Here is a 25,363-nt window from a genome sequence, read left to right as displayed (position 1 = left end):
GAGGCGGGCTTTCCGCTGTTGGGCAGGTCGCTACGTGCCCTCAGAAACTGGCGCCCAAAGATCAGGCCTGCGGGCGAACGCTCGCGCCACCGAGCACAGCCACCGCCGAGACAGGCGCGCTGCCGCTGTTGCCGGACGGGGTGATGGTGAGGCGCGTGTACCGCTTGTGGCCGATGTAGCCGAGCTTCCGCACCACGCCGTCATTGGCGAAGGTGAAGCTGGCCAGCGCCTCGGTGCCGATCATGTCCGCGTCCGCCACAGCGGTGAAGCCGGAGCCGGAGGCGTCGCTTTCCTCCAGGAGCACGATGAAGGTGGCGTCGGCATCGGCAAGGGTGCCGGTAGCGATCACGTAGGCGAGGCTGTTGAAGCCAAGTCCGTCAACGACGGTGCCCACGGCAGCGGTGTTGTCCGAAACCACCACGGGGGCGATGACGGCGCGCACGGCGATGTTGGATGCAATGTCACGCATGATGTTGGCCTCCTCAGCTCGTGGCCATCTTCAGCTTGCGGAGGGCTGCCGCCTGCACCACGCCAGCACCAACACGGCGGGTCGCATGAATGCGGGTGACGCCTTCCGTGGCGCGGATGTAGGGGTTCACCAGGATCGAGAGCGCCAGGCGGTCAACGATCCGGTAGCCAGTGGCGAAGTCGCCGAACATGATGGGATGCTCGCCAGAGGCCACGTCCGGCATATCCACCGCTTCCACCACGGGGCGACCGAGAATGGTCTCGGGCACGTCGGCGGCATAGGAGGGCTGCCAGAGGTAATTGCCCTGCCCATCCTTCAGCTTGCGGATGGTGGCGAGCGTGCTGCCGTTCATCAGCCAGGTGCCGCGCTGGCGATAGGCCGCAGGCAGGGCATACATGAGCGTGATGAGAGCGTCGGCGGAAAGGTTCGTCGCGTGGCCGTTGGCGGTGTAGCCGATGCCGGTGTCCGTCAGGAGGCCCATCGGCTGGAGCACGCCGTCGCCTTCGATGAAGGCAAGGCCTTCCTTCTGGCCGAAGTCCTCAGCAAGGGCGAGCCGCACCTCGGCTTCCGCAGCACCAGCGCTGTCGGCGAGGAGCTGATTGGAGATGTCCACATAGGTGTTTACCTCCTTCACCACGATTTCAAGCTGGCCGAACGACGGCTCCGAAGCTTCGCTGGCCTGAAGCTCGCCCTTCCACTTCGCATTCGTGATGCCGGTGCGCTTCGGATACTGCACCGATGGCGAGCCAGTGGTGCGGACGCTGGCAAGGGAGCGAACCGGCGAGAACTCCACGAGGTCGCGGATAAACTCGGTGCTCATCTCGGCGGGAGCGAGATAGCCGCCCTGCGGATCGGAGGACACGACGAGGGTCTTCACCTCATCGGCGGGGGCGTTCGGCCCCATGCGCAGGTAGGTGCGAAACGCCTTCAGCTCCGGCGCCGGTTCATCATCCTTTCGCTCGCCGCCAGCCGGGCGATTGAGCTTGGCCTCGATCTTGTCCATTCGCTCGCCGATGCCCTTGGTCACGGGCTCCAGCGCCTTGGTCACGAGGGCGGCAACGTCCACGGGGGCCGCCTTTTCTTCCGGCGTGGTGTCCGCCGCGGTCTGTTCCGTCATGTCTGAGTGCTCCGCATCCTTCACAGAGGTGAGCCGAGCGCCGGGATGCGCGGGCGCGGCAACAATCGAGATTTCCAAGAGGTCGAGGTCGGAGATGGTCCGCCCACCGCCTTTGCGGGGCGCGGCCTTCTTGGTCATGAAGCCGATGGAGAGGCCCGACACGGCTCCGGCCTTCGCCAGTGCGCGCACCTCACGGGCACGGGCCACGTCATCCACAAGGAGCCGGCCTCGAACCTCCAGGCCCTTCTCCGTCTCGGCGATGGCGTCCCACACACCCACGGTGTCGCGCTGGTCGTGGGCGAAGAGCATGGGCAGGGTCTTGCCCACCGCGCCCTTGAATGCGCCCTTCTCCACCACGTCGCCCACACGGTCGGGATAGCCGAAGGGCCATGCGATGCCGGACACGGCGCCGGTGTCGTCAGTGATGAACTTGGTGTCGAGGAAGAGGCGTTCCATCAGGCTGCGCCTCCCAACGGACGGCCGCCGTCCGCCTGCGGAGCAGCAGCTCCGGCCTGATTGCTTCCGGTGTTCGGATTGGCAAAGGCGTCGCCGCCGTCATAAGGAGCGAGGCCCTCCCACTGGCGCACCTCGTTCGCGTTCACGACGCGGGCGGAAATGAGCGTGGAATAGGCGGTGGCGCGGGTGCCGAGGTCGGCGCGGGTCAGATCGTCCCGCTCGAAATGCACCCGGTGCGTCGGGTACTCCTCATCGCTGAAGAGCACGAGGCGAAGGGCGCCCTCCAGAGCGCGAAGCCAGGGCTCCAGCGTGTAGACGAGGAATTCGCGCCCCATCTGCTCGCCGTTCGACCATGTGGCGCGCGTCAGGTCGTACAGCATCTGCGGCGGCACGCGGAAGGCGCGTGCAATCTGTAGGATCTGGAAGCTCACCAGCTCGGCGAACTGGCTGTCCACCGAGGAGAGGACCAACTGCTTGTAGTCGGCGCCGGCATCCATGAAGGCCGTGTTGCCCGTCTTCTCGCTGGCGAGCATGGCGCGGAAGGCCGCTGCCGCCTTCTGGATGGCATCCGGCGTCATGCGCTCCTTAAAGCTCACCATGCCAGCCGGGCGGGCGCCGGAGCCGAAGAGCTTGGCCGCGTGCTTCTCCAAGGTGATGGAAAGGCCGATGCTCTCCCGCGCCAGCGTGACCGGCGAGCGGCCGAAGGGACTGCGGAGGTGGATTACCTCAGACGCGGGAATCTCCCGGCCGTTAAGCTGATAGCGATAGGCGCCGCTGCCGTCCTCGTGGCGCTGCGCCTTCAGGTGGGCGGGATCGTAGGCGATCAGCTCCACCGGCCGGCCACCCACCCTGTTCACCCACGCGAGGCCGCCCTGATCGTAGAGCAGCGCAGATGCCACGATGTCCCGGATGAACTCGGCACCGGGCGTCCAGTCGTTCACGCGGTCGCGCAGGAGGCCGGCGACGGGATGGTCGGCAACCTCGGCTTCAGTCTCGCCGTCGCGGCGCATCACCTTCACGTCCAGCGTGGCCGCCGCTTCCGAGATAGCCCGCACGGCGCATGCCACGGCAGGCACCTGAAGAGCCGAGCTAGGCCCAACGCTCACGCCCGAAGATGTGGCGACAGGGACGCTGAACAACGCCAGCAAGTCGCTGTCCGGGGAGGCAAGCGACTTCTTATCGGGAGCGAAGAACTGGCGGATGCGATGGAGCATGTCCACTATATCGTGGACGAAATACTAGGCGGTCAACTATATGGCATCCCGTGGGTGCCTCATGACTTTGTGAGTCTTTTGGTGAGTATGATGGCGCCTGCAAGCGTCCTGCGCGGACGAAATCCGCTTGCGGCGCTCGCGTTAAATCTGGCCAGGTCAGCGGCTCTGGATAAGCCTCACGGTTGCGCCGAACTGCTCTGCGGCGGTCGCGAGATTGGCATCGGCCGTCAGGAGTACTATGCCGCGATATATTGCCGTAGAGGCGAGTAGTGCATCGCGCCAACAATTTTTTACCGGATCACGCGCCCGCTTCCTCGCGTGGGAATCCAGCTCTGTAATTCTGTCGAATACCTTCTGCAAAAGCTCTTCGCTGCCCCAGCAGGCTTCATCCCACCGCGAAACGTCCCAGACTAGACCGGCTGTCTCAATTTTTTCTGGCCCCAGGTCGTGGAAGCGCGACAGGAGCGCGGCGGTCCGTTCAGAACGTGAGCATTGCTTGAACTCGTCAATCTGGACGTGGGTTGCATAGAGTGTTGCCCCATCTAGGATTGAAGGATCTAGGCGGCCATCTTCGATCATGTTGAAGATGTTAGTGTCAAGAAGGTATCTGGGTGCATCCATCATAGTGTGTAAGCTCTGATATCAATATTAATAGATAGATAGAGAATGATTCAGACATGGAAAAGGGTCCACGGGGAAGCCCCCGCAGACCCAGCCAATCAGATCATTACCGGCATTACCGATGTTACAGGTGGTCACCATTACAGGGGGTGTAATGCCGAGGGGCTGTAACACCGGTAATGGCGGTAATGCTTTTCAGTCCTCCTCCTCGTCATCCGGGCGCGCGCCCTTCAGGAGGTCCATCCGCTCCGGGTGAACGTACTTCCTTCCGGACTTAACAACCTCGCCCGCCTTCGCCATCCGGAAGAGCATCACGCGGACGTTGTTGTTCGACCATCCGAGGGCACCCGCCAAGTCACTGGGGGCCATTGGTTCGTCGGCGTCCTTCAGAACGTCGAGGATATGCGTCCGCTCGTCGGAGCGACGCACCTCGGATGCTTCACCCATTACGCGCCACCGGCAAGTGGTGGTGTCGAATTCCACCGCGCTTTCCACCTCTTCGATGTCTCGGCCGCGGGCATATAGGCTGGCGCCGTTGCCGTCTCGGTCCAGGATGATGGCGCTGTCAGCGGCGCCGGTGAGGCCGAGCGTGCCGCTCACCTTCTCAAAGGGGTCGGCATCGCCCGCGCCCTTCCTCGTGTGATGCACCACGACGATGGCGACGCCCGTCTCTGCGGCGAGCGACTGGAGCGCCTTGATCGCGTTGTAGTCCGCCTCGTAGGGCTGTTCCTTGTTCGTCCGCGCGGGGCGGAACATCGCCAGCACGTCCACGATCACGAGGCGCGCATCGTAGGTTTCATCGATCCACCGCCGGATTTCCTCCACACCACCTTCACTAGCGCGGGGCCACTCGGTGGCGAGGAGCAGCCGCTCCGGGGCGTCGTGCCCGGCGAGCATCAGCTTGCGCAGCCGCCGCTGGAGCCGCCGCCGGTTATCCTCCAGCGCGAGATAGAGCACTGAGCCCTGCGTGCAGCGGATGTTGCCGAGGCACACCTCGCCCTCGGCGACGGCGAGAGCCCATTCGAGGCAGAGCCAGGACTTGCCCAACTTCGGCCGTCCGGCGAGGAGTGTGCAGCCCTCTGCCACATAGCCGGGGACGATGTAGCTGACGGGCTCGAACTGTTCGGCCATCAAGTCGGTGGCCGTGAAGATGGTGGGCGACTTCCGAGGCGGCGGGGTGCCGCGCCGGGCGAATGCGTCCAGGGGGATGGGGTCCATCAGGCGGCTTTCCTCCCCTTGACGGGCTGGCGGACGTAGACCTTCGGCGGCTCCGGAGGCGCGAGCGCCACCTGAATTTCCTTCGCGTGCTCCAGATCCTCACCGGAGAGCGGAGGGCCGGAGCGGAGCTTCCTCCACACGTAAGTCGCATCGAGGATGCAGACACCGATCGCGCCTCCGGCGAGCCAGCCAAGCGGCGTGCGGTAGGCAGGCAGGGGGTCGGTGTGGGCGAGGTGCAGCGCGGCCTCGCCGAGGATGTTGGCTTTCGCCGTGAGCCGCGCCCACTTCTCCGGCCGGCCGATGGGCCACGCGATCACGTCCACCACCTCGCCGTAGCGGTCGTGGACCATGACGAGCAAGACCGGGATGCCGGAGGGGTCGTAGTCCCACCGGCGCCGGGAGAAGAAGCGGGCGTTGGCCCCGGTGATGTGCAGATCGCCGATGATGCGATCCGACACCCCTGCGGCGCGCAGGGACGCGAGCCCTTCGCGGGAGGGAAAGCCCTGCGCGAGTGCCTCACATTCCAGTAGCGAAGGGAGAGGGCCGAAGCTAAAGTCCGGCTCCGGAGTAGGGGACCAATCCATCTCCAAAGGGGCGCCGAGGTGGGTACCAGCCACTTCGGCGCCCGGCTTTTCGAGGGTGTCCATCATCAGGCGCTTCCCTCCACCGGCTGGGTCGCGAGGGCGAGGGCCTTGAAGAGGCCGTCATTGCAGGTGGCGACCATCAGTTCCATCGCGTGCGGGGCCACCGGATCGGTCTCGCCCTGAAACATGCCCTCGATCTGCTGACGGATGATTTCCTGTGTCCGGTTCAGCAGCTTGTCCCACTCGTTCGGGCCGGCAGCGTCGCCGAGATGGGCCACGCCAGCGAGCATGAACTCGGCATACTTCCCGCCGAGGCCGTGCAGGTGGTCCAGGATGCGGGTGACCTCGGGATCATCAAAGAAGGGGTGCATGGCTATTCTCGCTGGTGGAGTTGAGGGGCTTGCCGACGCGGCGCTGGGCGAAGAGGTCGAGCTGCTCGCGAAAATAGGTGACGCACCGGCCGACGCGGTGGAATTCCGGCCCACCACCCTTGGGCGGACGGACGCGCCAGCCTTCGAGCGTGGCGGGGGCGTGCGGGACGCCCGTGACGTGTTCCAGATATTCCGCAGCTTCCGTGGTGCGAAACCACCGGCGATTGAGGTGCTGGGGGAGATCGCTCACATCAGGTCTCCTTCTTCATCTTGGCGATATCTTTAAGGATCAGATCTTCCATCTCTTTGACTTTTTCTTTTGCGTCGCGGTGGGCCTTTGCCGTTTCTGGATATCGATTAGCTCGGGCTCGATCGATTGCATTGACGATGACGTCGTGAATAGGAATAACCAGCGCCGGTGTAGTGAGATGCCCAATATCATTGTCGATTGAATAAGAGAGCGTCTCGTCTCTTTTGATGATGAGCATCTTTCCGATGAAATAGCGCTCGACGAAGGAGCCGGCCTTGACGAGGCCAACAATAGTGCTTGCAATTTGGCCAGCCTGATCGACGGCGATGCCGAAGTCGGCCATCTTCCTCGCCAACGCAAGGACGGCTACGTCATAGGTGGTGAAAAGGCGCCACCCGTCCGCCCCGTCCGAATCCAAGGGGATGAGCCCCCTGTCGAGCCACAGCCGCAAGGCCTTAGGCGTGGAGCCGATAGCGAAGGCGACATCGCTGAAGCGAACCTTGGCCGCCTCGCGGATCTGATCGATGCTGGGCACTAAAAAGCCTCCTATGAGTTCATTATGGTAAAAGAACTCACAGGAGTAGTTTTGTCAACCCGGCCTATACATCGTCACCCTGCGCGAGCTTGGGAATACCTGCTGTTGCGGCCTAACCCCTTGATCCTATACGGCACGGATCGGTGCCGGATGCTGGGGGCGCCTGCGCGGCGGCACTCTCGACCGAACCCGAAACCTGACTGTTATGAGCGGTGAGCTGCGCGATCCGCAGCCAGCAACGGCTCGCCATCGTTGTAGGCCAGAATCGCCGTCGCCCTCGGATAGAGCGTCGGGCCGGCGCGGACGATGGCGTAGGCAGCCATGGTCGGGTCGCGCTGGAGGTTCGCGGGCGAGGTCTCGGTGAAGGACGGATGGATGGGCGTGCCGGGGCCGTAGTAGTCCAAGAATGCCTCCTCCAGCCCCTTCATGTGGTGGTGGATACGATCCAGAGGCGTCTCAGTCGGCGCCTCCAGGGTGCAGACGGCGGAGGCGAGGGCCGGCTTGGCGATAAGCAAAGCCGGCGCGGCGCGGAGGAGGAAAGAGCGACGGCCGATCATCACCACCCCCCCCGCAGTTGCTCTTGCAGGCCGCCGTCGTCGGCAATGCCGTTGTCGTCGCCCAGCTCTCGGTCGTTCGATGCGCCGGCTGCCCATGCCACCTGAGAATAGTTGCAGGCCGGGTACAGGGTGCCGTCGCCAGCGGGAACCCATCCGTGACGGAAGGCCGCTCGCTCCGGAGCGCCGAGGCTCGGCTCGCGGTCGCCGCCGTCTTCATCGTGTTCGTCTTCGGCCTCGCGGTCGTCATCTCCGCCGTATCGCGAGGTAGGCGCGCCATTGCACCAGCCGAGGCTGGGCTCGTCGTCGTTGTCGGGCTCCAGGTCCGGCTCTGGCTCCAGTCGATCCAGAATATCCACCAGCGCTTCGATGGCCGCGCCTAGGCAGGCGCGTAGGTCCGTCGTTTCCACCATCTCGAACTGGCGGACATACTTCTCCCGTTCGCGGTCATGGGTGCCCATGCGCGTGCTCCTGTGATATGGAATGTGTTTACAGGGTAAACATGCAGGAGAGTGTTTACAGTGTCAACAGGCGCGACGATCGTTCCCGCTCAGTGCAAGATGGCCCGCGCAGCTCTAGGGCTTGGCGTGCGTGAGCTGGCCACATTGGCGGGCGTGTCAGCCATGACTGTCACTCGCTTCGAGAATGGCCATAGTGGCGGGGCTCCGGATACTCTCGCCGCCATCCGCGCAGCCCTAGAGGCCGCAGGCGTGATCTTTGTGGCCGAGAACGGCGAGGGGCCGGGGGTCAGGTTGAGGAAGTCAAAAAATGAATAATGCTCTGCACGAAATGAATGTTAGGGGGCATATTTTCAGAATAATGCCAATATATTTATGGCATGCTACTCATGCAAAAGGAATACTACTTAACACTGCCCGCCTTGGGCAGGGGATAGTTTATAGCATTTCATATATTCGAGAACTAGAATTAGATGGAGCTATTACATCTTACGGTGCGTTTAACAGTAATCCTGATAAGGAAGACGCGTGGGAAAAAATTCGGTTGGCAGAGTTTCCGTTTCTTCCCACGAGGAAGCACTCGATATTTTTGTTTGATTGTAGTGATGATGCAGAGCTTGCATGTCGTACATGGTTTGCGAATGAATGTAGATTGATTGTAAAGGCTCAGATTGTTGTTGGATCTACCGTACATATTGCCGATACTAGCTGGCTAGATTGCGAGCCAGACCAGTGGGAAAGTCACGCTAGAGCATACTGGAGAGGGGAAGTGACAAATTCGCCCCGTCGCGAGGTCATCGTTCACGGGCCGGTTTATTTCCCAGATTGGGAATCGGAGCCTTTTGGTTGTTCTTTTTGAGCGAATGTATCGGCTTTGTAATCGCAATTAGCAGATCCAAACCTAGGAGAAGACCATGCCAGATGTGGACGTGCAGATCGCGGTGCTGAAGGAGCTTCGCGAGTACGTGCTTCAGACGCGCCGCACCAGCGTCATCGCACAAGGCGACAAAGACGGCAGGATCAAGAGCATCATCGAATGCCAAGAGGCCCTGCGTGCGATAGATGAAGCAATCGCCGAGGAGGAGAACCTTCGGCCGGTGAATCCCAGCATCAGCTTTTTTTGACTGCCCTCATCGCCGCCGCGATCTTCTGCGACGCGGCGTCGGCCACCGCCTTGAGCGGATCGTCCCGCAGGTGGGCATAGATCTCGGTCGTGCTCGCCTGCTTGTGGCCGAGCACCTTGCCCACCAGATACAGCGACGCGCCGTCCGCCACCGCGAAGGAGGCGAAGGAGTGCCGCAGATCGTGCAAGCGTAGCTCCGGCATCTTCGCGGCGGTCCGTACCTCCCGCCAGGCCTTCGGGATACCTGAGATGCGTCCCCACGCCCCGCGCGTCGCCGGGAACACGAAGGGGTCGTCGTCGCGCCGGGGGAACAGCGCCAGCACGTCGGCAGCGGGGGAGGGAAGGGGCGTCACCTTCGCTCCGGTCTTGCTGTCCGGAAAACGGATCATCCCGCGCTCGGCGTCGATCCAGTCCCACCGCAGGCCCTCGATCTCCCCCAGCCGGCAGCCGGTGAGCATCAGCATGCGGAAGATGCCGGCATAGGCGGGCGGCAGCTTGGCGGCTTCCTCCAACGTCGTGATAGTGTCGGCGAGCTGCGCCACCTCCTTCTCGGACAGGAAGCGCTCCACCTTCTCCTGCTTCAGGAGGCGCACGCCAGAGGCTGGGCTCTCAGTGATGATGCCGCGCTCGGCCGCGAAGGAGAGCATGGCCTTCAGGGTCGCGGTGGCGCGAGCCGCGATGCCTTTTCCGCCCACCACCCTCTTGGCACCGCGCTTGGCATCCGTCGTTCGGGCTGACTTGCCCTCGGCAATATCCATCTGGAATCGCCCGATGTCGGCGCGCGTGAGGCTCTTTACGGTGCGGGTGCCGAGTAGCGGCCGGACGTGCGCCTTCAGCAAGGCCCGGTCGGTTTCCCATGATCGGGCCTTCTTGTTCGGGCGGGAGGCCGGACCCTCCAGGAGGTACAGGTCGGCGAGGTCGGAAACTGTCGCTGCGGTGCGGGCCGCAACGCGCTCGGCGAGCGGGTCAGTCCCATGGGCAATGCCGTGCAGAAGTTCTTTCGCCTTCTCCCGTGCGCCGTCCACGGTCCAGGGCGAGCCATGCCGGCCGATGCGGTATCGCCGGGACCGGCCTTCAAGGGTCCGGTACTGGAGGACATAGCTCTTGCCGCCGGAGGGCGTGACCTTCAGGCCGAAGCCCTTCACGTCGTCGTCCCACAGGAACACGTCGGTGTCGGCGGGCGCTGTGGCGTCCACCAGCCTCTTGGTGAGCTTGGGCATCCTGCTTACTGCCTCGATTCCAGTAAGCACCTAGTAAGCACACGGGGGCAAGTTGGTGCAAATCCGACCTTGGGTGTCGCAGGCTTGGGCAGGGTTCAACGCATTGATATTGCGGAGTCTTACCCATTCGTCACAAGCTCGCGCAAACTCCCGCAAATCCCATAAAGCGGCACTCGAAATGCGGCATACGGGCAACCGTATCGGGGGTTCGAATCCCCCCCTCTCCGCCAACTGCTTGTCTCGCATCATCCCCGAAAGCCTCAGAATGTAACGCCCATAAGGCTTTTCGCTGGCGTTGGTGTTCCTCCGTGTCTCACTCTGTACCCCTGCGTCGCGGTTTTGCGTTGGGATGGGCGTTAGGGCAGAATCTGTGGCGTCCCGCCCGCCCCAACGGAGAGCCCCATGGCCATCGCTCTGAACCGCCTGAACGCCCGGCAAGTCCAGACAATCAAAGAGCCGGGCCGGCACGCGGATGGCGGTGGCCTCTATCTCGTGGTGGACAAATCAGGCGCTCGCCGGTGGGTGTTTCTCTTCCGCTGGAAGTCCGCCCCAACGGAGCCGGGGACCGGGAAGCTTCGGGAAATGGGCTTGGGCAGCGCCATCAGCGTCTCGCTGGCAGCGGCCCGCGAGGCCGCCGTTAGGGTGCGGGAGCAGATTGCCGCCGGGGTGGACCCCATCGCGGCCTCACGCAACGCCAGGGCGGCGGCATCGGTCCCGACCTTCGGTGAGGTTGCGGAAGCCCATATCAAGGCCATGGAGCCCGCATGGCGGAACACCAAGCACGTTGCGCAATGGCGCTCCACTCTCAGTCTTGAGCGCGGCGAGGATGGGGCCTTTCTGAAGGCGGGCTATTGCGCGAGCATCCGGGACACAGCCGTTGACCAGATCAGCACCGAGGACGTGCTGAAGATTCTGTCGCCCATCTGGAGCGAGAAGAACGAAACCGCCTCCCGAGTCCGTGGGAGGATTGAGGCCGTCCTAGATGCCGCCAAGGCCAAGGGCCTGCGTTCCGGCGAGAACCCGGCTCGGTGGAAGGGCCACCTCGCTTTGACGCTACCGAAGCGCCAGAAGCTCCAGCGCGGGCATCATGAGGCTTTGCCCTATGGCGACGTTCCGGCCCTCGTGAAGCGCCTGCGGCTCGTGCGCGGCATGTCCGCCTACGCTCTGGAGTTCGCCATCCTGACGGCGGCCCGGTCCGGAGAGGTCCGGGGAGCGCGTTGGAGTGAGATGGACCTCAAGGCCAAGCTCTGGACCGTGCCGGCGGCACGCATGAAGGCGGGCCGGGAACACCGCGTCCCGCTCTGCCCCCGCGCGGTGGAGATTCTGGAGACGCTGGCACAGATCAAGCAAGAGCCTGACGACTTGGTGTTTCCGGGGCAGAGGAAGGGCGCGCCGCTCTCGGATATGAGCCTCACGGCGCTCCTGCGGCGGCTCAAGGTTGACGCGACCGTCCATGGCTTCCGGTCCAGCTTCCGGGATTGGGCGGGCGATGCCACCGTGTTCCCGAGGGAAGTTGCGGAGGCAGCGCTCGCCCATGCCGTGGGCGATGCGACCGAGGCGGCTTATCGCCGCTCTGACGCGCTGGAGAAGCGGCGGAAGCTCACGGAGGCATGGGGCACGTTTGTGGGGTGAAGATTGCGGGCTAGCTCCGCCCCATAGGTCGCGGCTGCTTCAACTTGGCCCGCGTGATTTACGCTGAGAAAAGTTGCATCATCCCGTCTCCACAAGGGGAGGGGGATAATGCGGGCGTTGATTGCTGCCGTTGCAGTTCTGATTTCGGTCTCTTCCGCACACGCACAATGGATCACCGACTCGTCGGGGGGAGCCTTTGACGACGCGCCACTCAACGTTGCGATGACAGCCAAGGGGCGCTACGGCTTCGGTCTGCGTTGCCGGGCTGAAAAAACGCCTGAGGCACTATTTCTCACGCCCGAGAAGGTGTCAGACGAAAAAACACTCAAGTTGATGAATGCGGCTGGGCCAAAATTGCGCATCAAAATTGACAAAGGAAGTGTTATAGAGCTTGATGGGACGGTTAATGACGTGGATGGAAGTATGGTAATAGTGTCTGATGTTGAGGCGAATGTTCTAAAAGAAGTCAGAGATGCAAAAACTTCTGTGGCAGTTGTGATAACATTGCTTGGGAAGAATTATCACGAGACCACTTTTAACGCATCCGGCTCAAAGAGTGCGCTGGGCAAAATAATGAAGGCCTGCAAAATCGACTGATGCTGCTAGCCTAGCCTTTTACCAAAACAAAAACCCCCACGCCGATGACTGCGTGGGGGTTTCCGGAGCCTTTGTGAAGCTCTGTCAGATGGGAGTTCCGACAGAGATAATATAGGGCTTGCACTACATTATCGCAAGACCTGCAAGGCGATCCAGCACAAACTTGCGCAAATCATCCAACGGAGCAGCCTGCTCTTCGGGGGAGAGTCGAACACCGCGAAACTGCGCGAAGTCGATCAGGCCGGTTCGGGACAGGTTGGCGTCGCGGCTCCTCCGGGCCGCATCCTCCAGACCGTCCATGTCCGCCTCGTCTTCGCGCTCATGATCGACTTCGCCCACCTCGGCGGGCTCCTCTTCCTCCTCTTCGGCTCGGCGAGCACGGACGGCCATCAAGGCGCTGGCGAGATCAGCGGCCATGGCGGCGGTCCTTGAGCCACGAGCGGAGGCCGGGGAGGGGATCGCCATCCCCCTCGGCGAGGCGGTGGGCGGCCTTCGGGGGCGTCGGGGCGTCGGTCGCGGCCTTGGTGCCACGAACGGCCGCGAGGGCCTCGCCAAGGGTCGCCGGCTGGGGCGCGGCGGGCTTGCCACGCAATTGCGCGATGGCGTCGGCGAGGGTGCCGGGGGGCTTAGTCGTCATGTCCTGTATCTCCTTTGAGGATGGCGGCCGGCGCGCCGAGGCGCCGGCCCTGTGATCACTCCGCGGCATCCACGACTTCGAGGGGCACGAATTCCGTGACTGGCTTCGGGGGCGTGCCGGGCTCCGCCTTCAGGTCCGGCAGCTCAAGGTCCGCGAGCCGCGAGCCGTAGACCGGGGGGCACCACGGCGCCCTCGTGACCTTCCGGACGCGGCGCAATTCGCACGGGACGAAGGCGCTCTCGGCATAGATGACCCCACGGCGGCCCTGCTGGCGCGTCACGCGACCGGCGTCCACCGGGGTGTCGCCCTCAGTCATGAACCACGCATCCACGAGTTCCTCGGACACGATCCGAGCAGGCGCCGCCTGCACGTCCCGGATGGCTTCGGTTTCGAGGAGCGGAGAGGCACCCTGAGGCAAATCGAGGTTCGCGACCTCGCGGAGGCGGTCGGCCTCCGCGACCAGCTCCCGGAGGCGGATCAGTTCCGCCACAGCGACAGGGTACTTGGCGACCAGCTCGACCTGAGCGGCGCGCTGGGCGGTATCCGCCTTGCCGTACGCGGCCCGGCGGGCGTCCTCCGCTTCCTGCTCCTGAGCCGAAGCCAGCTTGTCGGCGAGCACGGCCTGCGCCTGCCTCAGGTAGGAGAGCTTCTCGGCTGCCTTACGGGTCTCTTCCCGGTGCGCCGCAACCCCATCCTCGCCGGCCATGACGGCGGACGGCAATCGAGCCGCGATGGCCTCCACGGCCGTCGAAGCCTCCGCGACCTCAACCTCGGCTTTCGCGAGCAGCATCTTGATCTGGGCGGCGGTCGGCTCTTTCGGCCCCTTGAAGGCGCGGGAGATGCTATTGAAGATGGACATCGATGTGGTCTCCTCAGTTCTTGGTGGTGTCGTCGGTGGTCTCGGCGTCGTCGAACACAATCGGTTCGCGGGTCATTTCAGCGGCACGCCTAAAGAGGAGCGCCAGAATCTCGTTCTTGGTCATCTGCTCCTCTTCAGTCATCGTGAGCGTCCTTCGTTCTGGGAGGTTGCGCGGTTGGGTACGGGTCGGAAAACTCCTGAAGTTTTTGGCTCGCCTCGGTCAATGTAGCGTCGCACTGCGCTTTTATTTGCTTCCGAAGCGCGACGTCTCGGGTAATTCTGGCCGGAAGGGCATCGAGGCCGATACGGAAGGTCGCGACGATCGAGTCCAGCACCTCCTCGGCCTCGGCCGCTTCGATCAGGTCCCCCTCCGTCTGGGCATTCCGCAGCTCGGCCGCCTTGCGCTTTTCCCGGACAAGAGCGAGCTGTTCGCGATCCAAGTCGTTGATACGGCTCGCCTTCTTGGCATCCGCGAGCAGGTTGCGGATGGACGCAGCGAGCAAGTATTTCCCGCGCGAGGCCTTCACGACAACGCCGCGATCAGCATGATTCCGAATGGTCTTCGCCGTGACGCCGAGGAGGGCGGCAAGCTGATCGGCCGTGGCCTCCTCGGGAAATGCAGTTTCCGGCATGTATTTCACATCGTGGAAATGGAAATGTGGTTTTCGACAGTCGAGATACGCTCAAATAATGCGGTGCCTCGTCACGGCGGATCACAGGTGCCGGGGAGGACCCGCGCCGGGGGTGGGGGTAAGGGCCGCGCCCCGTGTGCCTCCAGATCGACGGCGAGGCCCCTCACGCCCGTTTCCCGCCTAGCAGGGGCACACCTCCAGCTCGGCGACCTCCGGCGCCGCGTGAGGGGCGTGTGTGGCGCGGTAATCCCGCGCAAAGGGCGGCAGGCGGGCGAGGAGCGTCATCGCGTCCGGCGCCACGTCGCCCACCACCTCGTGGAGCTGGGCGAGCAGGGCGGCACGGGTGGAGTAGAATCGGCGTCCGCGCCACGCGGCGCCGCCGCGGACCTGCACAATGAACTGGAGGCGGTCGTGGCAGATCACGACGCGGGAGCGCGGGGTGATCTGCGCAATGACGCCCGAATATTCGTCATCGCCTTCCCGAGTGTTCTTCCTGTTGAGCATGACTCTCACCTATGTTCGTTGGGAGCGGCGGCCTCGCTGGAGAGCGCTGCCAAGGAGGCAGAGACCGAGATCTCATCGCGGCCGGTCCTGATGGCGATGCCCGATGCGGTAAGATCGGCGACGACGCGGCGACACGCATCCCGGCGAAGCTCGGCAGCGAGGGCGAGGTTCTCGATATCGATCGGCCCGGCCGCGTCCTTCAGGGCCGTGAGCACCCGCGGATGCGGCAGGACGGCGGCCCGCATCGCCCTGTCGCGAATCCCGTCCGGAATGATCGGCGGGGCTGGAGGGGCGGGCTCGAAGGGTTGGCGAAGGGAGGCATTGGCCGGCGCTCCAAGCGCCGGAGCAGAATTGTTTGCGGCAGCCCGTGAGACGGTTTCGTCCGCACGCCTATTCTTAATAGAAGGAGACGCGGACGAATTTGTCTCAATCGCCTTCTGCATCCGATAGTATGTGGCGCGCGAGACTCCTGCGACTTCCCAAGGTCTCGTCGAACTGAGAGCTGCATGGCGGGGCGTTGCTCCGCCAGCCTCCCTCGTTCGGGCTTTGCGCGCGCGCTCTGCGGCGCGCCGCCGGTCACAGGTGGGCAGGTCCTCGGAGCCCACCAGCCGCAGCCGAAGTGCCGCGCGCTCCAGCTCCGATACACCGAGGAGTACGCCCATCGTGTCGGCAGCGGGGAGGCGCCAGCCCCTCCCGAGTTTGGCCTCGGAGGAGGCCCGGTGAACCTCCGGGAGCACCAAGCCCTCCGGAAGCACGCCCGCGCCGAGCACGCGGGCGGCTCGCTGGACACCAAAAACGGTCGGGCCATCCCGATCCAGAACCACGGCGAGCCGGGCAAGGGTGTGGGCGAGGCCGGCGGCGGGCGGGAACTCCCTTCCGGTCTCGGAGCGGCTCCGGATCAGGGTGGCAATCTCCCCCCTAAGCCGGATCGCGTTGAGGACGTGGGCCGGGAGGCGCTTCACGACGCGGCCCGGACCTCGGCGAGGGCGGCGGCGCTGCTGGGGAAGACGCGCCCATCGTGCATCATGCCGATGGGCTTGGAGAAGAAGATCATCCACCGCCCGCCAGAGCCGATGATGGTTCCGTTGACATTGCCGTGCTCGAAGAAGTACATTACGCCATCCTGTTTTTTAGATTTCGGAGTGGGCGCTGTCGGGCGCCCATTTTCGTTTCAAATGCTCTGCTAGCGCGTCATTGTTCGTCTCCCTTCATTGTTCGATCCTGCCGACGCGAATAGCCGCGGCGGCAATGTGTGTTCCTAACTTGTCAAAGAGCTTGGCTGCCACCCATGGGGGACGGCACTTCTTGTGTGTGGGAGTCGGTCCTCAGCGGCGCGGCGGGGCGATCTTCGCGACGGGCGCGGCGGACACGAAGCGCTCCAGCTCGGCGGCGGTCACGAAGGTGCCGCGGCCGACCTTTCGCAGCTCCAGCTGGCCGGAGCCCGCGAGGCGGTAGGCCGAAGCGCGCGAGACGCCGAGGGGCGCGAGCGCATCGTTGAGGGGGATCAGGCGGGGGACGGCGTGCATAGGGTTGGGGTCTCCGGTTATTCGGAGACTTTGCGCGACGGCGGGCGACAGCGAGCGGCCCGAAACCTATCGATTTTTAGGTCGTAGGGGCGACCTTCCGCGCGAGCCTGCAAATGCGTTTGCGGTGCTCGTCAGAATTAGCGATGCGCAGCAGGTCTTCTTCGCCGAAGATCGTGGAGAGATCAGAGAGGAAGTCGAAGAGCGCGGGGCTCTTTGCACTTATGGTGCGGCTAGTCAGTCCGGCCCACGCCGCAAGAATCTCGGCTCCCGCGGCATCGCGCTGCCACTCGGGCGGACGTCCACCTTTGGAGCGGCCGGATGCCTCCACACCGGCCTCAACAGCAGCCAATGCAACCAAAAGACAGCCGCGCGGGGGCGCGGGCTCAATGCCTGGAAGAGCGCTGACGTTGGAATGGCGTTTCTCCACCGCCCTCCAGATAGGATTGGATGCTTTGCAGCAGAGACAGGGCATTTTGCGTCTTTCTGTCGAACTGCTGCTGGGTGCTGAAACTTGAAATGAACTGGGTGATGGTGCCGTGTATCCGGCTCGCGACCGGGTCTATGCCTTCCAGCAGTACGGTTCGGTCGATTTCCCGATAGCGAAATAGCCCCGCCAGGGCCGAAAGGGTGTTGAAGAACAGAGTTTTGAACGATTTCCGTTCAAGAAGCCGTTCCAATTGCTGGGCGAGGACCGCGGCAATGCCTGTTGTCAGCTCGCGATCCAGAGCGCCGGGCGCCTCGGCTCTTCGCGACAGGATCATACCCAGGGCGTTCATCGTATCGGTATCGGGGTGAAGAGCTGCCAGCGAGCGTAGAAGGCGACGCAGCCGCTCCTCTCCGGTCACTGCCCGGCCCGCTCCCTGGATAATGACGGTCTTGCACTTCAGCGCGCCGCCATGCAGGGGATGAGCTTGCTTTTGGGCGTAGCCTTCCACGGCACCCACGAGCCGCTCCTGGACCTCCTCCGGGCAGCGTGTGAACGACCAAGTGACAATCTTAAGTTCATGGTTCGAACGCAGCGGCGCACGGCCCGTGGCCCGGAGCACCTGATCGCTCGCCTGGCCAAGGAGCCTTTCGAAGGCAAGCCGTGCCTCTTCCGGCACGTCCTGTGGTAGCTGACCGCCAGTCGCGACCTGCTGGTGCAACCGGTTGCAAGAATGCGATCGGACCGATGAGCATGCCGGTGGTGCTCACCGGGTCTGCCGAGCCTGATATTTGGATGGCGTCGCCGTTGGAGGGGCAAAGTGCGTCAAAGTCCTTTGCCCAACGCCTCGTTGACCATCGTAAGGCGCGGCGGGCGCCAGGACGGTGGCTAGCTGCGCAGACGTTGGACGCCTGCGGTGTTGCAACCGGTTGCACCGCTCGGAGCTAATGAGCGGTTGCCCGTGGTGCTCACCGAGCCTGCCCGAGGATTAAATCTCTGGCGTCGTTCCCAACCTGATAACGCAGCGCCAATGCCTTCAGCGGTTGGCGCAGTCGGTGGTGGGTTGATGCGGGACGTCATGTCGTTGTTAACATGCACCATCGTGACAATTCAGGACATAGCGCGGCCGCCGTCGTACAACGCACGTTCTGAAATTTTTCCGACCGGCTCCCATCCGGTGCAACTGGTTGCACCGCGGGCCGGCTGAGACCTCTCAACCAGTCGGCGGGCGCGAGTGCGAAGAGCACGCCGACCGGCGTCACCTATGAACCGCCTTCCAAAGTCTTGAGATCACTGCCCGCCTATTTCGGATCTCCGGCGCGCCCTATTCCTTCCGTGACGCCGAACGTTGGGTTCGGACCACAGATGGAAGGTTCAGACTAATGGCACTAAAGGATCTCCTGCTCGGGCAGCTCGGCTTTGGCGCAGCGCCGCTCGGCAACATGTTCCGCGACATCCCAGAGGCGGAGGCGCGCGCCACGGTCGAGGCGGCGTGGAATGACGGCATCCGCTACTACGACAACGCGCCCTTCTACGGTGCGGGCCTCGCCGAAATGCGCATGGGCGAGGTGCTGGCCGACAAGCCGAGGCGAGAGTTCGTCATCAGTACCAAGGTGGGCCGTGTGATCCTCGATGAGATCGAGGACATCAGCGCCCGCGATCTCGGGGAGAAGGGCGAGGTCTTCAAGTATGGCCGCCCGAACAAGATCGTGAACGACTATTCGGAAGACGCCACCTATCGGTCCATCGAGGACAGCCTCAGGCGCCTGAAGGTCGATCATATCGACATCGCCTTCGTCCATGATGTGGCGCAGGACTTCTATGGCGACGCATGGCTCGGCCGGTTCGAGGAGGCGCGCAAGGGCGCCTTCCGCGCGCTCGACCGGATGCGCGACGAGGGCGTCATCAAGGCCTGGGGGCTTGGCGTCAACCGGGTCGAGCCCATCGAGCTGCTTCTGGCGCTGGAGGAGCCGCGCCCCGACGGCTTCCTCCTCGCCGGGCGCTACACGCTGCTCGACCATGACCGGGCTCTGCAGCGGGTGATGCCGATGGTTGAGGAGCAGGGCCTCGGCATCGTGGTCGGCGGCCCCTACAGCTCTGGCGCGCTCGTCGGCGGCCCGAACTTTGAGTACGCTCCGGTGACGCCGGCCATGAGCGCGCGCATCGCGGCGATCAAGGCCATCGCGGATCACCACGGCATCTCGATGAAGGCGGCCGGACTGCAGTTCTCGCTCGCCCATCCGGCGGTGGCCGCGGTCATTCCCGGCGCCAGCCGTCCGGAGCGGATCGCCGAGGATGGCGCCGCACTGCGCGAAGTCATCCCGGTGGGGTTCTGGGCCGAACTGCGGGAGCGCGGCCTCGTCAATCCGGCCGCGCCGCTCCCCGGCGCAGCGTGAGGCCGTGCTCCGATCGGCCCGCGTCGGCGGCCCGCCGCCGACGCGCGGCATCGCGTGCGCGGGCAGATCGTGTGGAAGTGCCTATCCGTGCGCCAGAAACATCTGCATGCGCGGAACGGCGAAATCCAGGAACGCCCGGACGCGCGCGGGCAGGAACTGCGCGCCCCGGAACAGGGCATGGATCTCGTCCGCGACGCCGAGGTCGCTGTCCGCCAGAAGCTCGATCAGTTCGCCCCGGGCGATGGGCTCGCGCAGATGGTAGTCGGCGAGCCTGATGATGCCCACGCCCGCGATCGCCATGCGCCGCAGCGTGTCGCCGTTGTTGACCAGCAGCGACCCGCTCAGCATGCGCTCGATGATCCGTCCGCCCTCGCGCATGGGCCACACCGGCATCGCCCGGCGAAAATTGAAGCCGAGGCAGTTGTGGTGGACGAGATCCTCCGGGGTGGCGGGCGTGCCGTGGCGCGCGAGATACGCCGGGGAGGCGACGATGCGCCGCCGTGTCTCTCCGATCTTGCGGGCCATCAGATTGGAATCCATGAGCTTGCCCACCCGGATCGCCACATCGGTGCGATCGAGATAGAGGTCGACCACCTCGTCGGAGAGGGAGAGGTCGACGATCACTTTCGGATAGGCTTCGAAGAAGGCCGGCAGGATCTGCTCCAGGGCCGCGGAGCCGAAGCTCACCGATGACGTGACGCGCACAACACCCTCGGCCTCGGCACCACCCTGTGCGATCTGCTGCTCGGTCTCATCGAGCTGGCCGAGCAGGGCCTGGCTGCGCTCGTAATAGAACTGGCCCTCTCCGGTCAGCGCCAGCCGGCGGGTCGATCGCTCGATCAGGCGCACCCCTAGCCGCGCTTCCAGTCGGGCGATCAGCTTGGACACCGTGGACGGCGTCATCAGCATCAGCCGGGCCGCCTCGGAAAAGCTCCCCGCTTCCACCACGCGAACGAACACCATCATCTCGCCGGCTCGATTGTCCATGGCGGACCTTTGATCTGGCTTGCCCGTAGGGCGAGACCTAACACGCCGTCGGACTTCCGTCCCACGATCTGTGAAACGATCTCCCAAATCCGGTGAAAAGCGGCCGTCTAATCAGCGCGCCGGTGTCATGCGATCTCAACGGGCGACGGCCACCGCCCATCGGCCGGCCCGCAATGAAAGGATCACAGACATGTCCGCCTGTTCTCCCGCCGCCTTGCCGGTCGATATCGACCGGTCCTCGACTCGTCCCCATGCCCGTGACACCGCCGCCGATCGCGGCGACACGCGGACGCTGCTCGCGCTTGCCTTGGGGAGCTTCGTGATCGGCACCTCGGAATTCGCGAGCATGGGCATCATCCAGCTCTTTTCCGAAGGCCTCGGCCTTACCGTGCCGCAGGCCACCGGTGCGATCACCGCTTATGCCTTCGGCGTGGTCGCCGGCGCGCCCCTCGTCACTCTGACGGCCGCCCGGCTTAATCGCCGCACGCTGCTGCTGGCACTGATGGCCCTGTTCATCGTCGGCAATCTTCTGTCCGCGGTGGCCAGCGACCTTGGCTGGCTTATGGCGGCGCGGTTCATCAGCGGCTTGCCGCAGGGCGCCTATTTCGGTGCCGGCGCCGTGGTCGCAGCCCATGTGGTCGGCGCCGGCCAGGCGGGCCGAGCCTTCGCCATCGTCATGACGGGCCTGACCGTCGCCACCATCTTCGGCTCGCCGCTGGCCACCTTTATGGGGCAGACGCTGGGATGGCGCGAGACTTACCTCGCCGTCGCGATCCTCGCTGCCCTCGCCTTTGCCGCCCTCCGCCAGTGGGTGCCGCGCACGCCTGCGCTGGACGGGGTGCCGGTGATCCAGGAACTGTCGGCGCTTCGCAAGGCATCCGTGTGGGGCATGATGATGGTCGCCGCTATTGGCGTCGGCAGCATCTTCGCCGTCTACACCTTCATCGGACCGATCGTGACAGATGCCGCGGGATTGCCTGTGACCCTGATCCCGGTGGCCCTGGCTGTGTTCGGCCTCGGCATGACGGCCGGCAACCTGTTCGGCGGTTGGATTGCCGACCGCTATCCGGCGCGGGGGATCATCATCGGCTATGGCGGCGCGCTGATCGTCATGGCGGCACTGGCCGTCGGCGGCGCGTCTGTCTGGCTGCTGCTGCCGGGCCTATCCTTCCGCCCGGTGATCAGGTCGTGGCTGACACAGTAGACCATCTCCAACGGCACCGGTCTTGATTCCTACGTCAACATTCTGCGCTATGTGCATTACTTCGACATCGGCGGCTTCACGGTAGCGCCGCAGGTGCTCATCCCGGCCGGCACCCTCTACAACGGCCGGCTCGGTGGCGCCCCGTTCGACGCCGCCGCCGGCCTCGGCGATCCCATCCTCGCGACCACGATCTGGGTGGTGAACAACAAGGCGACGCAGACCTATATCGGCATCATGCCGTATCTGTTCCTGCCCATCGGCCAGTACAGTGCAGGCGAGGTGCTGAACCTGGGTGAGAACCGCTGGAAGCTGGATATGCAGGCCGGCTGGTACCAAGGGCTCGCCAGTGGCTTCGCCTTCAGCTGACAGGCGACGTGGTCTGGTACGGGGACAACAGCAAGGCTGGCAACGGGACCCAGACCCTGTCACAGGATCCCACCTATCAGTTCCAGGCCTGGCTCTCCTACGCCTTCGCTCCCTCTTGGTCGGCTGCCGTCGGCTATTCCCAGTTTTGGGGCGGGACGGAATATCTCGCCGGGGTGCCGACTGGAAACGCAACCGAGCGCAGTCAGGTGCGCCTCGAGCTGTCCAAGTTCATCACTCCGACCTTCTAGGTATTGGGCCTGGTTCGGCGCGATTTTGCAACGTCGGGAGGTTTTCCGGAGTATTTCCGGGGCACGATACGTCTTCTGCAAGTTTTTTTAGGCGCCTTCGCGGAGAGGCGGGCATTCAGAACCAGCGTGAAAAATGGAGATCGAGTTCAGCTGCATCTAAATCACAAAATGAATGTCGCAGCGTTAGAAAAATATCAATCATCATCGACAATGATGATTGATATGCCCTTCGAGCAAGTCTCAATCCGCGCAGAAACTCTGAATGTCGATTCCATCATTTCTGTTGAGATAATCGCGGAGCTCGATCCGCAAGCCGTCAGCGTCCCGTTCGCGATCACCATTGCGTGGCTCGCAAACCTCAGGGCGAGATTCACATCGTGCAGCGAGACAAACACGATGACGCCCTGTGCTTCGGCCAGATTGCGAAGGATCTTCAGGATCTCGAACTGACGGTGCAGATCGAGGGCGCTGGTCGGTTCGTCCATCAGGAGGAGGCGAGGCTGCCGGACGAGCGACTGGGCGATGGAGGCGAGCTGTCGCTGGCCGCCGCTCAGGGTGTCGAGCCCGCGGAAGGCGAGCGGCGTCAGGCCGAGCATCGCCAGCGTCGCCTCCACGCGGGACAGCTCCGCGGCCGGGACGCTCCAGCCCGCATCGCGCCGCGCGGAGAGGAGAACGGATTCGTAGACGGTGAGGCCCGCAGGTGACGGGAGGTCCTGGGGCAGGTAGCCGATATCGGCGCGGCCTGCGCCGGAAAGCTCCACCCGCCCGGGGCCTTCGAGAAGGCCGGCCATCCGCTTGAGCAGCGTCGACTTGCCCGATCCGTTGAGGCCGAGCACCGCGACGAGATCGCCACCGGTGAAACGCGGCGTGGTGATACCGTCGATGACCGGCCTTCTTCCATATCCCGCCCCGACCTCGACGAGGCGAACGCCGAGCGCCTCGCTCATATCCGTTTTCATGGCCCCGTCCTCACGCTGCGCAGGATCAGCAGCACGAAGAAGGGCACGCCGATGAGGGCAGTGACGATGCCGATGGGCAGGAGCGTGCCGGGGATCAGCGTCTTGCTGAGAATGGAGCTGGCCGACAGGAGCGCTGCGCCGCACAGGGCGGATGCGGGCAGGAAGAAGCGCTGATCCTCGCCGATGAGGAGGCGCGCGATATGGGGACCCACGAGGCCAACAAAGCCGATGGTGCCGACGAAGGCGACTGGCACCGCCGCCAGCAGTGCCACCAGAGCCATGGTCTCGAGCTTCAGGTGGCGGACATTGACGCCGAGGCTCGCCGCCTTGTCCTCGCCCAGGCGCAGGCGCGTGAGCGACCAGGCGCGGTGCGCGAAGATCGGCAGCACGGCGGCGAGCACGATGGTCGAGATGGCGAGCTTGGCCCAGGTGACCTTGGTCAGGCTGCCCATGGTCCAGAAGACGACCGCGGCGACCGCCTGCTCGGAGGCGAAAAATTGCACCAGGGTGAGGAAGGCATTGAATGAGAAGACGAGCGCGATCCCCAGCAGGACGATGCTTTCGGTGGTGGCGCCGCGCTGCAGGCTGAAGGCGTGGATGAGGCCCGCCGCAAGCAGCGCCATGAAAAGCGCGTTCAGTGGGACCACATAGTCGAGGAAGGCGGGCAGTATGGCGAAGCCGAACGCGAGGGCGAGCGCCGCGCCGAACCCCGCGGCGGCCGAGATGCCCAGCGTGAAGGGTGACGCCAGCGGATTGGCGAGCACGGTCTGCATCTGCCCCCCGGCGACCGCGAGGGACGCGCCGACCACGCCCGCCATGAGGGCGGTGGGCATCCGGATGGTCCAGAGAATGGCGCGCACCTCCGGGGGAGACGAGGAGGGGGCCGTCAGCGCGCGGATGATGTCCGCAAATGCGTATCCGGCCGGCCCGACGGCGAGGTCGATCAGCATGAAGCAGAGAAGTGCTGCTGCCGCGAGGAGCAATGCCACCTGCTTGCGGTGCGTGCGTCTTTGATAGATGGCGGCGAGGCCGGGCGCAGCGGAATCTGGAATCTGCAAGTGCAGGCCCGCGCCGTGTGGAGGCGCGCTCATGCGGCCACCGCATCGCCGCCGATGGCGATGATGTCCTCTTCGCTCATCCCGCGGCGCCAGTGGGAGAAGGCGACGATCCGGGATGCCGGCAGCTTCGTCTCGTCCCGCAGGAAGTGGCGTATGGCGCGGAAATCGTGGAACTCGCAGCCGACCCAAACGAACAGGTCCTCATGGCCGATGCTCCAGTCCAGCGCCCGGACGGCGGCGCACAGCGGCGTCTGCGCGCCGTTGACGGCCGGAGAGGTGCGCAGCAGCCATTGGATCTCGACGCCTTTCGGCATCCTGAACAATTGGCGTTCGCTCTCGTCGGCGACGATGACGAGCGCCAGCCCCTCCATATCGTCGGGTGCATCCTCCAGGATGCGGGCGATTCCAGGCAGGCCGGTCTCGTCGCCGACCAGCAGGATCCGACGGGCCGGTTTCGGGCCGTGCGCGGCCGGGCCGAGCGCGCCCACAACGTCGCCGGGCACGGCGCGGCGCAGCCATCGGGCGCCCGGGCCGTTGCCGCCATGATCGAAGAAGTCGATCCAGAGCAGGCCGTTCGCTGGCTCCACACGGCGGATGGTATAGACGCGCGAGCCCAGGCGCTGGACGCCGCCGGGCCACACGATCAGCCCGGCGTCGTCCAGCATCGGCCATTCGGGGGTGACGGCATCCTCGGGCTGGAACAGCAGGCGGGTGTGGATCTGCGCCCGCGTGTCGAAACGGGCGAGATCCTGCCCCTCGAAGATCACGCGACGCATACGCGGCGTGATCGCCTGCACGTCGCGCACGGTGAGGATGCGCAGATCGGGCGGAAAGGTCGGCCCCACCGCGTCGCCCGCCCAGACGATCCGGAGCGCCTCGCTCTTCGCCACAAAGCCGACGAGGCCCGTCACCGCGTGGCGGACGCGGTTCAGCTCCGGGCCGGATGCGGCGCGGATCTGGATGGCGAGGCTCTCCCGGCCGGGCGTCAGCAGCGCCTCGCCGAACGGGCAGACGGCGACGAACGTGTCCTCCCGCGCCGTGACGGGCATGTCGTGGGCCGCCAGCGACTCCAGGATCGCCGGCAGGAACGTGGCGATGCGGGGAAAGGCGACGGTGGTGCGGGCTGAAAGCATGGCTGGCCTCA

Annotated in this window: 32 protein-coding genes and 1 pseudogene; 8 read left to right on the top strand and 25 right to left on the bottom strand. The window is 64.5% G+C overall.

Annotation, left to right across the window (positions count from 1 at the left end):
* Nucleotides 1-61: 61 nt before the first annotated feature.
* The 11 genes from XAN126_RS0124660 to XAN126_RS28830 all read right to left on the bottom strand — a co-directional run bounded on the left by XAN126_RS0124660 (nucleotide 62) and on the right by XAN126_RS28830 (nucleotide 7,850).
* Entirely contained in the window at nucleotides 62-469 is a 408-nt protein-coding gene (locus XAN126_RS0124660) for a hypothetical protein (RefSeq protein WP_024281219.1), read from the bottom strand.
* A gap of 13 nt (nucleotides 470-482) precedes the next feature.
* Nucleotides 483-2,042, bottom strand: a complete 1,560-nt coding sequence (locus XAN126_RS0124655; RefSeq protein ID WP_081762777.1) for a phage major capsid protein — start codon at nucleotides 2,040-2,042, stop codon at nucleotides 483-485.
* Nucleotides 2,042-3,256, bottom strand: coding sequence for a phage portal protein (locus XAN126_RS0124650; protein WP_024281217.1), 1,215 nt, complete (start codon nucleotides 3,254-3,256; stop codon nucleotides 2,042-2,044). The genes XAN126_RS0124655 and XAN126_RS0124650 overlap by 1 nt, the downstream gene beginning before the upstream one ends.
* A gap of 156 nt (nucleotides 3,257-3,412) precedes the next feature.
* Nucleotides 3,413-3,880, bottom strand: a complete 468-nt coding sequence (locus tag XAN126_RS28575; RefSeq protein WP_155982398.1) for a hypothetical protein — start codon at nucleotides 3,878-3,880, stop codon at nucleotides 3,413-3,415.
* Nucleotides 3,881-4,072: 192 nt separating this feature from the next.
* The gene (locus tag XAN126_RS0124645) at nucleotides 4,073-5,095 is read right to left on the bottom strand and encodes an AAA family ATPase (RefSeq protein WP_024281216.1); all 1,023 of its coding nucleotides are present in this window, start codon (nucleotides 5,093-5,095) and stop codon (nucleotides 4,073-4,075) included.
* Nucleotides 5,095-5,745: a hypothetical protein gene (locus XAN126_RS0124640; RefSeq protein ID WP_024281215.1), complete on the bottom strand. Its 651-nt coding sequence runs from the start codon at nucleotides 5,743-5,745 to the stop codon at nucleotides 5,095-5,097. The genes XAN126_RS0124645 and XAN126_RS0124640 overlap by 1 nt, the downstream gene beginning before the upstream one ends.
* A complete protein-coding gene (locus tag XAN126_RS0124635; protein ID WP_024281214.1) occupies nucleotides 5,745-6,050 on the bottom strand; it encodes a hypothetical protein in 306 nt (101 codons plus the stop codon). The genes XAN126_RS0124640 and XAN126_RS0124635 overlap by 1 nt, the downstream gene beginning before the upstream one ends.
* Nucleotides 6,034-6,300: a hypothetical protein gene (locus XAN126_RS0124630; RefSeq protein ID WP_024281213.1), complete on the bottom strand. Its 267-nt coding sequence runs from the start codon at nucleotides 6,298-6,300 to the stop codon at nucleotides 6,034-6,036. Before XAN126_RS0124630 ends, XAN126_RS0124635 begins: the two co-directional genes overlap by 17 nt.
* 1 nt (nucleotide 6,301) lies before the next feature.
* On the bottom strand, nucleotides 6,302-6,835 hold the full coding sequence (locus tag XAN126_RS0124625) for a MerR family transcriptional regulator (RefSeq protein WP_024281212.1): 534 nt from the start codon (nucleotides 6,833-6,835) through the stop codon (nucleotides 6,302-6,304).
* 203 nt (nucleotides 6,836-7,038) lie between these two features.
* Entirely contained in the window at nucleotides 7,039-7,392 is a 354-nt protein-coding gene (locus XAN126_RS0124620) for a hypothetical protein (protein WP_024281211.1), read from the bottom strand.
* A complete protein-coding gene (locus XAN126_RS28830; RefSeq protein WP_024281210.1) occupies nucleotides 7,392-7,850 on the bottom strand; it encodes a hypothetical protein in 459 nt (152 codons plus the stop codon). Before XAN126_RS28830 ends, XAN126_RS0124620 begins: the two co-directional genes overlap by 1 nt.
* 99 nt (nucleotides 7,851-7,949) lie before the next feature.
* On the opposite strand from XAN126_RS28830, the gene XAN126_RS28035 reads away from it, so the two are divergent.
* The 3 genes from XAN126_RS28035 to XAN126_RS0124610 are packed head-to-tail and all read left to right on the top strand — an operon-like array spanning nucleotide 7,950 to nucleotide 8,971.
* Nucleotides 7,950-8,165, top strand: coding sequence for a helix-turn-helix transcriptional regulator (locus XAN126_RS28035; RefSeq protein ID WP_081762873.1), 216 nt, complete (start codon nucleotides 7,950-7,952; stop codon nucleotides 8,163-8,165).
* On the top strand, nucleotides 8,158-8,706 hold the full coding sequence (locus tag XAN126_RS28570) for a hypothetical protein (protein ID WP_155982397.1): 549 nt from the start codon (nucleotides 8,158-8,160) through the stop codon (nucleotides 8,704-8,706). The genes XAN126_RS28035 and XAN126_RS28570 overlap by 8 nt, the downstream gene beginning before the upstream one ends.
* Before the next feature lie 55 nt (nucleotides 8,707-8,761).
* A complete protein-coding gene (locus XAN126_RS0124610) occupies nucleotides 8,762-8,971 on the top strand; it encodes a hypothetical protein (RefSeq protein WP_024281209.1) in 210 nt (69 codons plus the stop codon).
* On the opposite strand, the gene XAN126_RS0124605 is transcribed toward XAN126_RS0124610, so the two are convergent.
* Nucleotides 8,958-10,190, bottom strand: a complete 1,233-nt coding sequence (locus XAN126_RS0124605; protein WP_024281208.1) for a site-specific integrase — start codon at nucleotides 10,188-10,190, stop codon at nucleotides 8,958-8,960. The genes XAN126_RS0124610 and XAN126_RS0124605 overlap by 14 nt on opposite strands.
* A gap of 402 nt (nucleotides 10,191-10,592) precedes the next feature.
* On the opposite strand from XAN126_RS0124605, the gene XAN126_RS0124600 reads away from it, so the two are divergent.
* Nucleotides 10,593-11,822, top strand: a complete 1,230-nt coding sequence (locus XAN126_RS0124600) for a site-specific integrase (RefSeq protein ID WP_024281207.1) — start codon at nucleotides 10,593-10,595, stop codon at nucleotides 11,820-11,822.
* Nucleotides 11,823-11,930: 108 nt separating this feature from the next.
* Nucleotides 11,931-12,419 (top strand): hypothetical protein, encoded by a 489-nt coding sequence (locus tag XAN126_RS28565; RefSeq protein ID WP_155982396.1) that lies wholly within the window; start codon nucleotides 11,931-11,933, stop codon nucleotides 12,417-12,419.
* 123 nt (nucleotides 12,420-12,542) lie between these two features.
* Here the strand turns inward: XAN126_RS28565 and XAN126_RS0124595 are convergent, their stop codons facing one another.
* The 9 genes from XAN126_RS0124595 to XAN126_RS0124550 all read right to left on the bottom strand — a co-directional run bounded on the left by XAN126_RS0124595 (nucleotide 12,543) and on the right by XAN126_RS0124550 (nucleotide 17,521).
* Nucleotides 12,543-12,836 carry a hypothetical protein gene (locus tag XAN126_RS0124595; protein ID WP_024281206.1) on the bottom strand — a complete coding sequence of 98 codons (294 nt, stop codon included), beginning with the start codon at nucleotides 12,834-12,836 and terminating at the stop codon, nucleotides 12,543-12,545.
* The gene (locus XAN126_RS0124590; protein ID WP_024281205.1) at nucleotides 12,826-13,056 is read right to left on the bottom strand and encodes a hypothetical protein; all 231 of its coding nucleotides are present in this window, start codon (nucleotides 13,054-13,056) and stop codon (nucleotides 12,826-12,828) included. The genes XAN126_RS0124595 and XAN126_RS0124590 overlap by 11 nt, the downstream gene beginning before the upstream one ends.
* Before the next feature lie 55 nt (nucleotides 13,057-13,111).
* The gene (locus XAN126_RS0124585; RefSeq protein ID WP_024281204.1) at nucleotides 13,112-13,915 is read right to left on the bottom strand and encodes a hypothetical protein; all 804 of its coding nucleotides are present in this window, start codon (nucleotides 13,913-13,915) and stop codon (nucleotides 13,112-13,114) included.
* 134 nt (nucleotides 13,916-14,049) lie between these two features.
* A complete protein-coding gene (locus XAN126_RS0124575; protein WP_024281203.1) occupies nucleotides 14,050-14,547 on the bottom strand; it encodes a type IV toxin-antitoxin system AbiEi family antitoxin domain-containing protein in 498 nt (165 codons plus the stop codon).
* A 180-nt stretch (nucleotides 14,548-14,727) separates the two neighbouring features.
* Nucleotides 14,728-15,051 carry a hypothetical protein gene (locus tag XAN126_RS0124570; protein ID WP_024281202.1) on the bottom strand — a complete coding sequence of 108 codons (324 nt, stop codon included), beginning with the start codon at nucleotides 15,049-15,051 and terminating at the stop codon, nucleotides 14,728-14,730.
* A gap of 5 nt (nucleotides 15,052-15,056) precedes the next feature.
* A complete protein-coding gene (locus tag XAN126_RS27400; protein WP_024281201.1) occupies nucleotides 15,057-16,013 on the bottom strand; it encodes a hypothetical protein in 957 nt (318 codons plus the stop codon).
* Complete coding sequence (locus tag XAN126_RS28560; RefSeq protein WP_155982395.1) at nucleotides 16,010-16,165, bottom strand: hypothetical protein; 156 nt, start codon at nucleotides 16,163-16,165, stop codon at nucleotides 16,010-16,012. The genes XAN126_RS27400 and XAN126_RS28560 overlap by 4 nt, the downstream gene beginning before the upstream one ends.
* Nucleotides 16,166-16,376: 211 nt before the next feature.
* Nucleotides 16,377-16,577 carry a helix-turn-helix domain-containing protein gene (locus XAN126_RS0124555; protein ID WP_024281200.1) on the bottom strand — a complete coding sequence of 67 codons (201 nt, stop codon included), beginning with the start codon at nucleotides 16,575-16,577 and terminating at the stop codon, nucleotides 16,377-16,379.
* Nucleotides 16,578-16,960: 383 nt separating this feature from the next.
* A complete protein-coding gene (locus XAN126_RS0124550) occupies nucleotides 16,961-17,521 on the bottom strand; it encodes a hypothetical protein (protein WP_155982394.1) in 561 nt (186 codons plus the stop codon).
* 862 nt (nucleotides 17,522-18,383) lie between these two features.
* On the opposite strand from XAN126_RS0124550, the gene XAN126_RS0124545 reads away from it, so the two are divergent.
* Nucleotides 18,384-19,397 (top strand): aldo/keto reductase, encoded by a 1,014-nt coding sequence (locus XAN126_RS0124545; RefSeq protein ID WP_024281198.1) that lies wholly within the window; start codon nucleotides 18,384-18,386, stop codon nucleotides 19,395-19,397.
* 81 nt (nucleotides 19,398-19,478) lie between these two features.
* Here the strand turns inward: XAN126_RS0124545 and XAN126_RS0124540 are convergent, their stop codons facing one another.
* Entirely contained in the window at nucleotides 19,479-20,384 is a 906-nt protein-coding gene (locus tag XAN126_RS0124540; protein ID WP_024281197.1) for a LysR family transcriptional regulator, read from the bottom strand.
* Between the two features lie 190 nt (nucleotides 20,385-20,574).
* Here XAN126_RS0124540 and XAN126_RS0124535 point away from each other — a divergent pair.
* A pseudogene (locus XAN126_RS0124535) lies at nucleotides 20,575-21,549 on the top strand (MFS transporter); the annotation flags it as partial.
* A 90-nt stretch (nucleotides 21,550-21,639) separates the two neighbouring features.
* Entirely contained in the window at nucleotides 21,640-21,954 is a 315-nt protein-coding gene (locus XAN126_RS29200) for a transporter (RefSeq protein WP_051460686.1), read from the top strand.
* A gap of 442 nt (nucleotides 21,955-22,396) precedes the next feature.
* Here XAN126_RS29200 and XAN126_RS0124525 read toward each other — a convergent pair whose 3' ends face one another.
* The 3 genes from XAN126_RS0124525 to XAN126_RS0124515 are packed head-to-tail and all read right to left on the bottom strand — an operon-like array spanning nucleotide 22,397 to nucleotide 25,352.
* Complete coding sequence (locus XAN126_RS0124525; RefSeq protein WP_245272333.1) at nucleotides 22,397-23,161, bottom strand: ABC transporter ATP-binding protein; 765 nt, start codon at nucleotides 23,159-23,161, stop codon at nucleotides 22,397-22,399.
* Nucleotides 23,158-24,252, bottom strand: coding sequence for an iron ABC transporter permease (locus XAN126_RS0124520; RefSeq protein WP_051460684.1), 1,095 nt, complete (start codon nucleotides 24,250-24,252; stop codon nucleotides 23,158-23,160). Before XAN126_RS0124520 ends, XAN126_RS0124525 begins: the two co-directional genes overlap by 4 nt.
* Nucleotides 24,249-25,352 (bottom strand): siderophore-interacting protein, encoded by a 1,104-nt coding sequence (locus XAN126_RS0124515; RefSeq protein WP_024281193.1) that lies wholly within the window; start codon nucleotides 25,350-25,352, stop codon nucleotides 24,249-24,251. The genes XAN126_RS0124520 and XAN126_RS0124515 overlap by 4 nt, the downstream gene beginning before the upstream one ends.
* Between the last annotated feature and the right edge of the window lie 11 nt (nucleotides 25,353-25,363).

The organism is Xanthobacter sp. 126 (genome assembly GCF_000526175.1).
Classification (GTDB): Bacteria; Pseudomonadota; Alphaproteobacteria; order Rhizobiales; family Xanthobacteraceae; genus Xanthobacter; species Xanthobacter aminoxidans.
Note: the sequence above shows the minus strand (reverse complement) of the source record. Positions and strands in the feature narration are given on the sequence as shown.

Coding starts and splice junctions, on each gene's coding strand:
- XAN126_RS0124660 (WP_024281219.1), bottom strand. CDS start 469: ATGCGTGACATTGCATCCAACATCGCCGTGCGCGCCGTCATCGCCCCC.
- XAN126_RS0124655 (WP_081762777.1), bottom strand. CDS start 2,042: ATGGAACGCCTCTTCCTCGACACCAAGTTCATCACTGACGACACCGGC.
- XAN126_RS0124650 (WP_024281217.1), bottom strand. CDS start 3,256: ATGCTCCATCGCATCCGCCAGTTCTTCGCTCCCGATAAGAAGTCGCTT.
- XAN126_RS28575 (WP_155982398.1), bottom strand. CDS start 3,880: ATGATGGATGCACCCAGATACCTTCTTGACACTAACATCTTCAACATG.
- XAN126_RS0124645 (WP_024281216.1), bottom strand. CDS start 5,095: ATGGACCCCATCCCCCTGGACGCATTCGCCCGGCGCGGCACCCCGCCG.
- XAN126_RS0124640 (WP_024281215.1), bottom strand. CDS start 5,745: ATGATGGACACCCTCGAAAAGCCGGGCGCCGAAGTGGCTGGTACCCAC.
- XAN126_RS0124635 (WP_024281214.1), bottom strand. CDS start 6,050: ATGCACCCCTTCTTTGATGATCCCGAGGTCACCCGCATCCTGGACCAC.
- XAN126_RS0124620 (WP_024281211.1), bottom strand. CDS start 7,392: ATGATCGGCCGTCGCTCTTTCCTCCTCCGCGCCGCGCCGGCTTTGCTT.
- XAN126_RS28830 (WP_024281210.1), bottom strand. CDS start 7,850: ATGGGCACCCATGACCGCGAACGGGAGAAGTATGTCCGCCAGTTCGAG.
- XAN126_RS28035 (WP_081762873.1), top strand. CDS start 7,950: ATGGCCCGCGCAGCTCTAGGGCTTGGCGTGCGTGAGCTGGCCACATTG.
- XAN126_RS28570 (WP_155982397.1), top strand. CDS start 8,158: ATGAATAATGCTCTGCACGAAATGAATGTTAGGGGGCATATTTTCAGA.
- XAN126_RS0124610 (WP_024281209.1), top strand. CDS start 8,762: ATGCCAGATGTGGACGTGCAGATCGCGGTGCTGAAGGAGCTTCGCGAG.
- XAN126_RS0124605 (WP_024281208.1), bottom strand. CDS start 10,190: ATGCCCAAGCTCACCAAGAGGCTGGTGGACGCCACAGCGCCCGCCGAC.
- XAN126_RS0124600 (WP_024281207.1), top strand. CDS start 10,593: ATGGCCATCGCTCTGAACCGCCTGAACGCCCGGCAAGTCCAGACAATC.
- XAN126_RS28565 (WP_155982396.1), top strand. CDS start 11,931: ATGCGGGCGTTGATTGCTGCCGTTGCAGTTCTGATTTCGGTCTCTTCC.
- XAN126_RS0124595 (WP_024281206.1), bottom strand. CDS start 12,836: ATGGCCGCTGATCTCGCCAGCGCCTTGATGGCCGTCCGTGCTCGCCGA.
- XAN126_RS0124590 (WP_024281205.1), bottom strand. CDS start 13,056: ATGACGACTAAGCCCCCCGGCACCCTCGCCGACGCCATCGCGCAATTG.
- XAN126_RS0124585 (WP_024281204.1), bottom strand. CDS start 13,915: ATGTCCATCTTCAATAGCATCTCCCGCGCCTTCAAGGGGCCGAAAGAG.
- XAN126_RS0124575 (WP_024281203.1), bottom strand. CDS start 14,547: ATGCCGGAAACTGCATTTCCCGAGGAGGCCACGGCCGATCAGCTTGCC.
- XAN126_RS0124570 (WP_024281202.1), bottom strand. CDS start 15,051: ATGCTCAACAGGAAGAACACTCGGGAAGGCGATGACGAATATTCGGGC.
- XAN126_RS28560 (WP_155982395.1), bottom strand. CDS start 16,165: ATGTACTTCTTCGAGCACGGCAATGTCAACGGAACCATCATCGGCTCT.
- XAN126_RS0124555 (WP_024281200.1), bottom strand. CDS start 16,577: ATGCACGCCGTCCCCCGCCTGATCCCCCTCAACGATGCGCTCGCGCCC.
- XAN126_RS0124545 (WP_024281198.1), top strand. CDS start 18,384: ATGGCACTAAAGGATCTCCTGCTCGGGCAGCTCGGCTTTGGCGCAGCG.
- XAN126_RS0124540 (WP_024281197.1), bottom strand. CDS start 20,384: ATGGACAATCGAGCCGGCGAGATGATGGTGTTCGTTCGCGTGGTGGAA.
- XAN126_RS0124525 (WP_245272333.1), bottom strand. CDS start 23,161: ATGAAAACGGATATGAGCGAGGCGCTCGGCGTTCGCCTCGTCGAGGTC.
- XAN126_RS0124520 (WP_051460684.1), bottom strand. CDS start 24,252: ATGAGCGCGCCTCCACACGGCGCGGGCCTGCACTTGCAGATTCCAGAT.
- XAN126_RS0124515 (WP_024281193.1), bottom strand. CDS start 25,352: ATGCTTTCAGCCCGCACCACCGTCGCCTTTCCCCGCATCGCCACGTTC.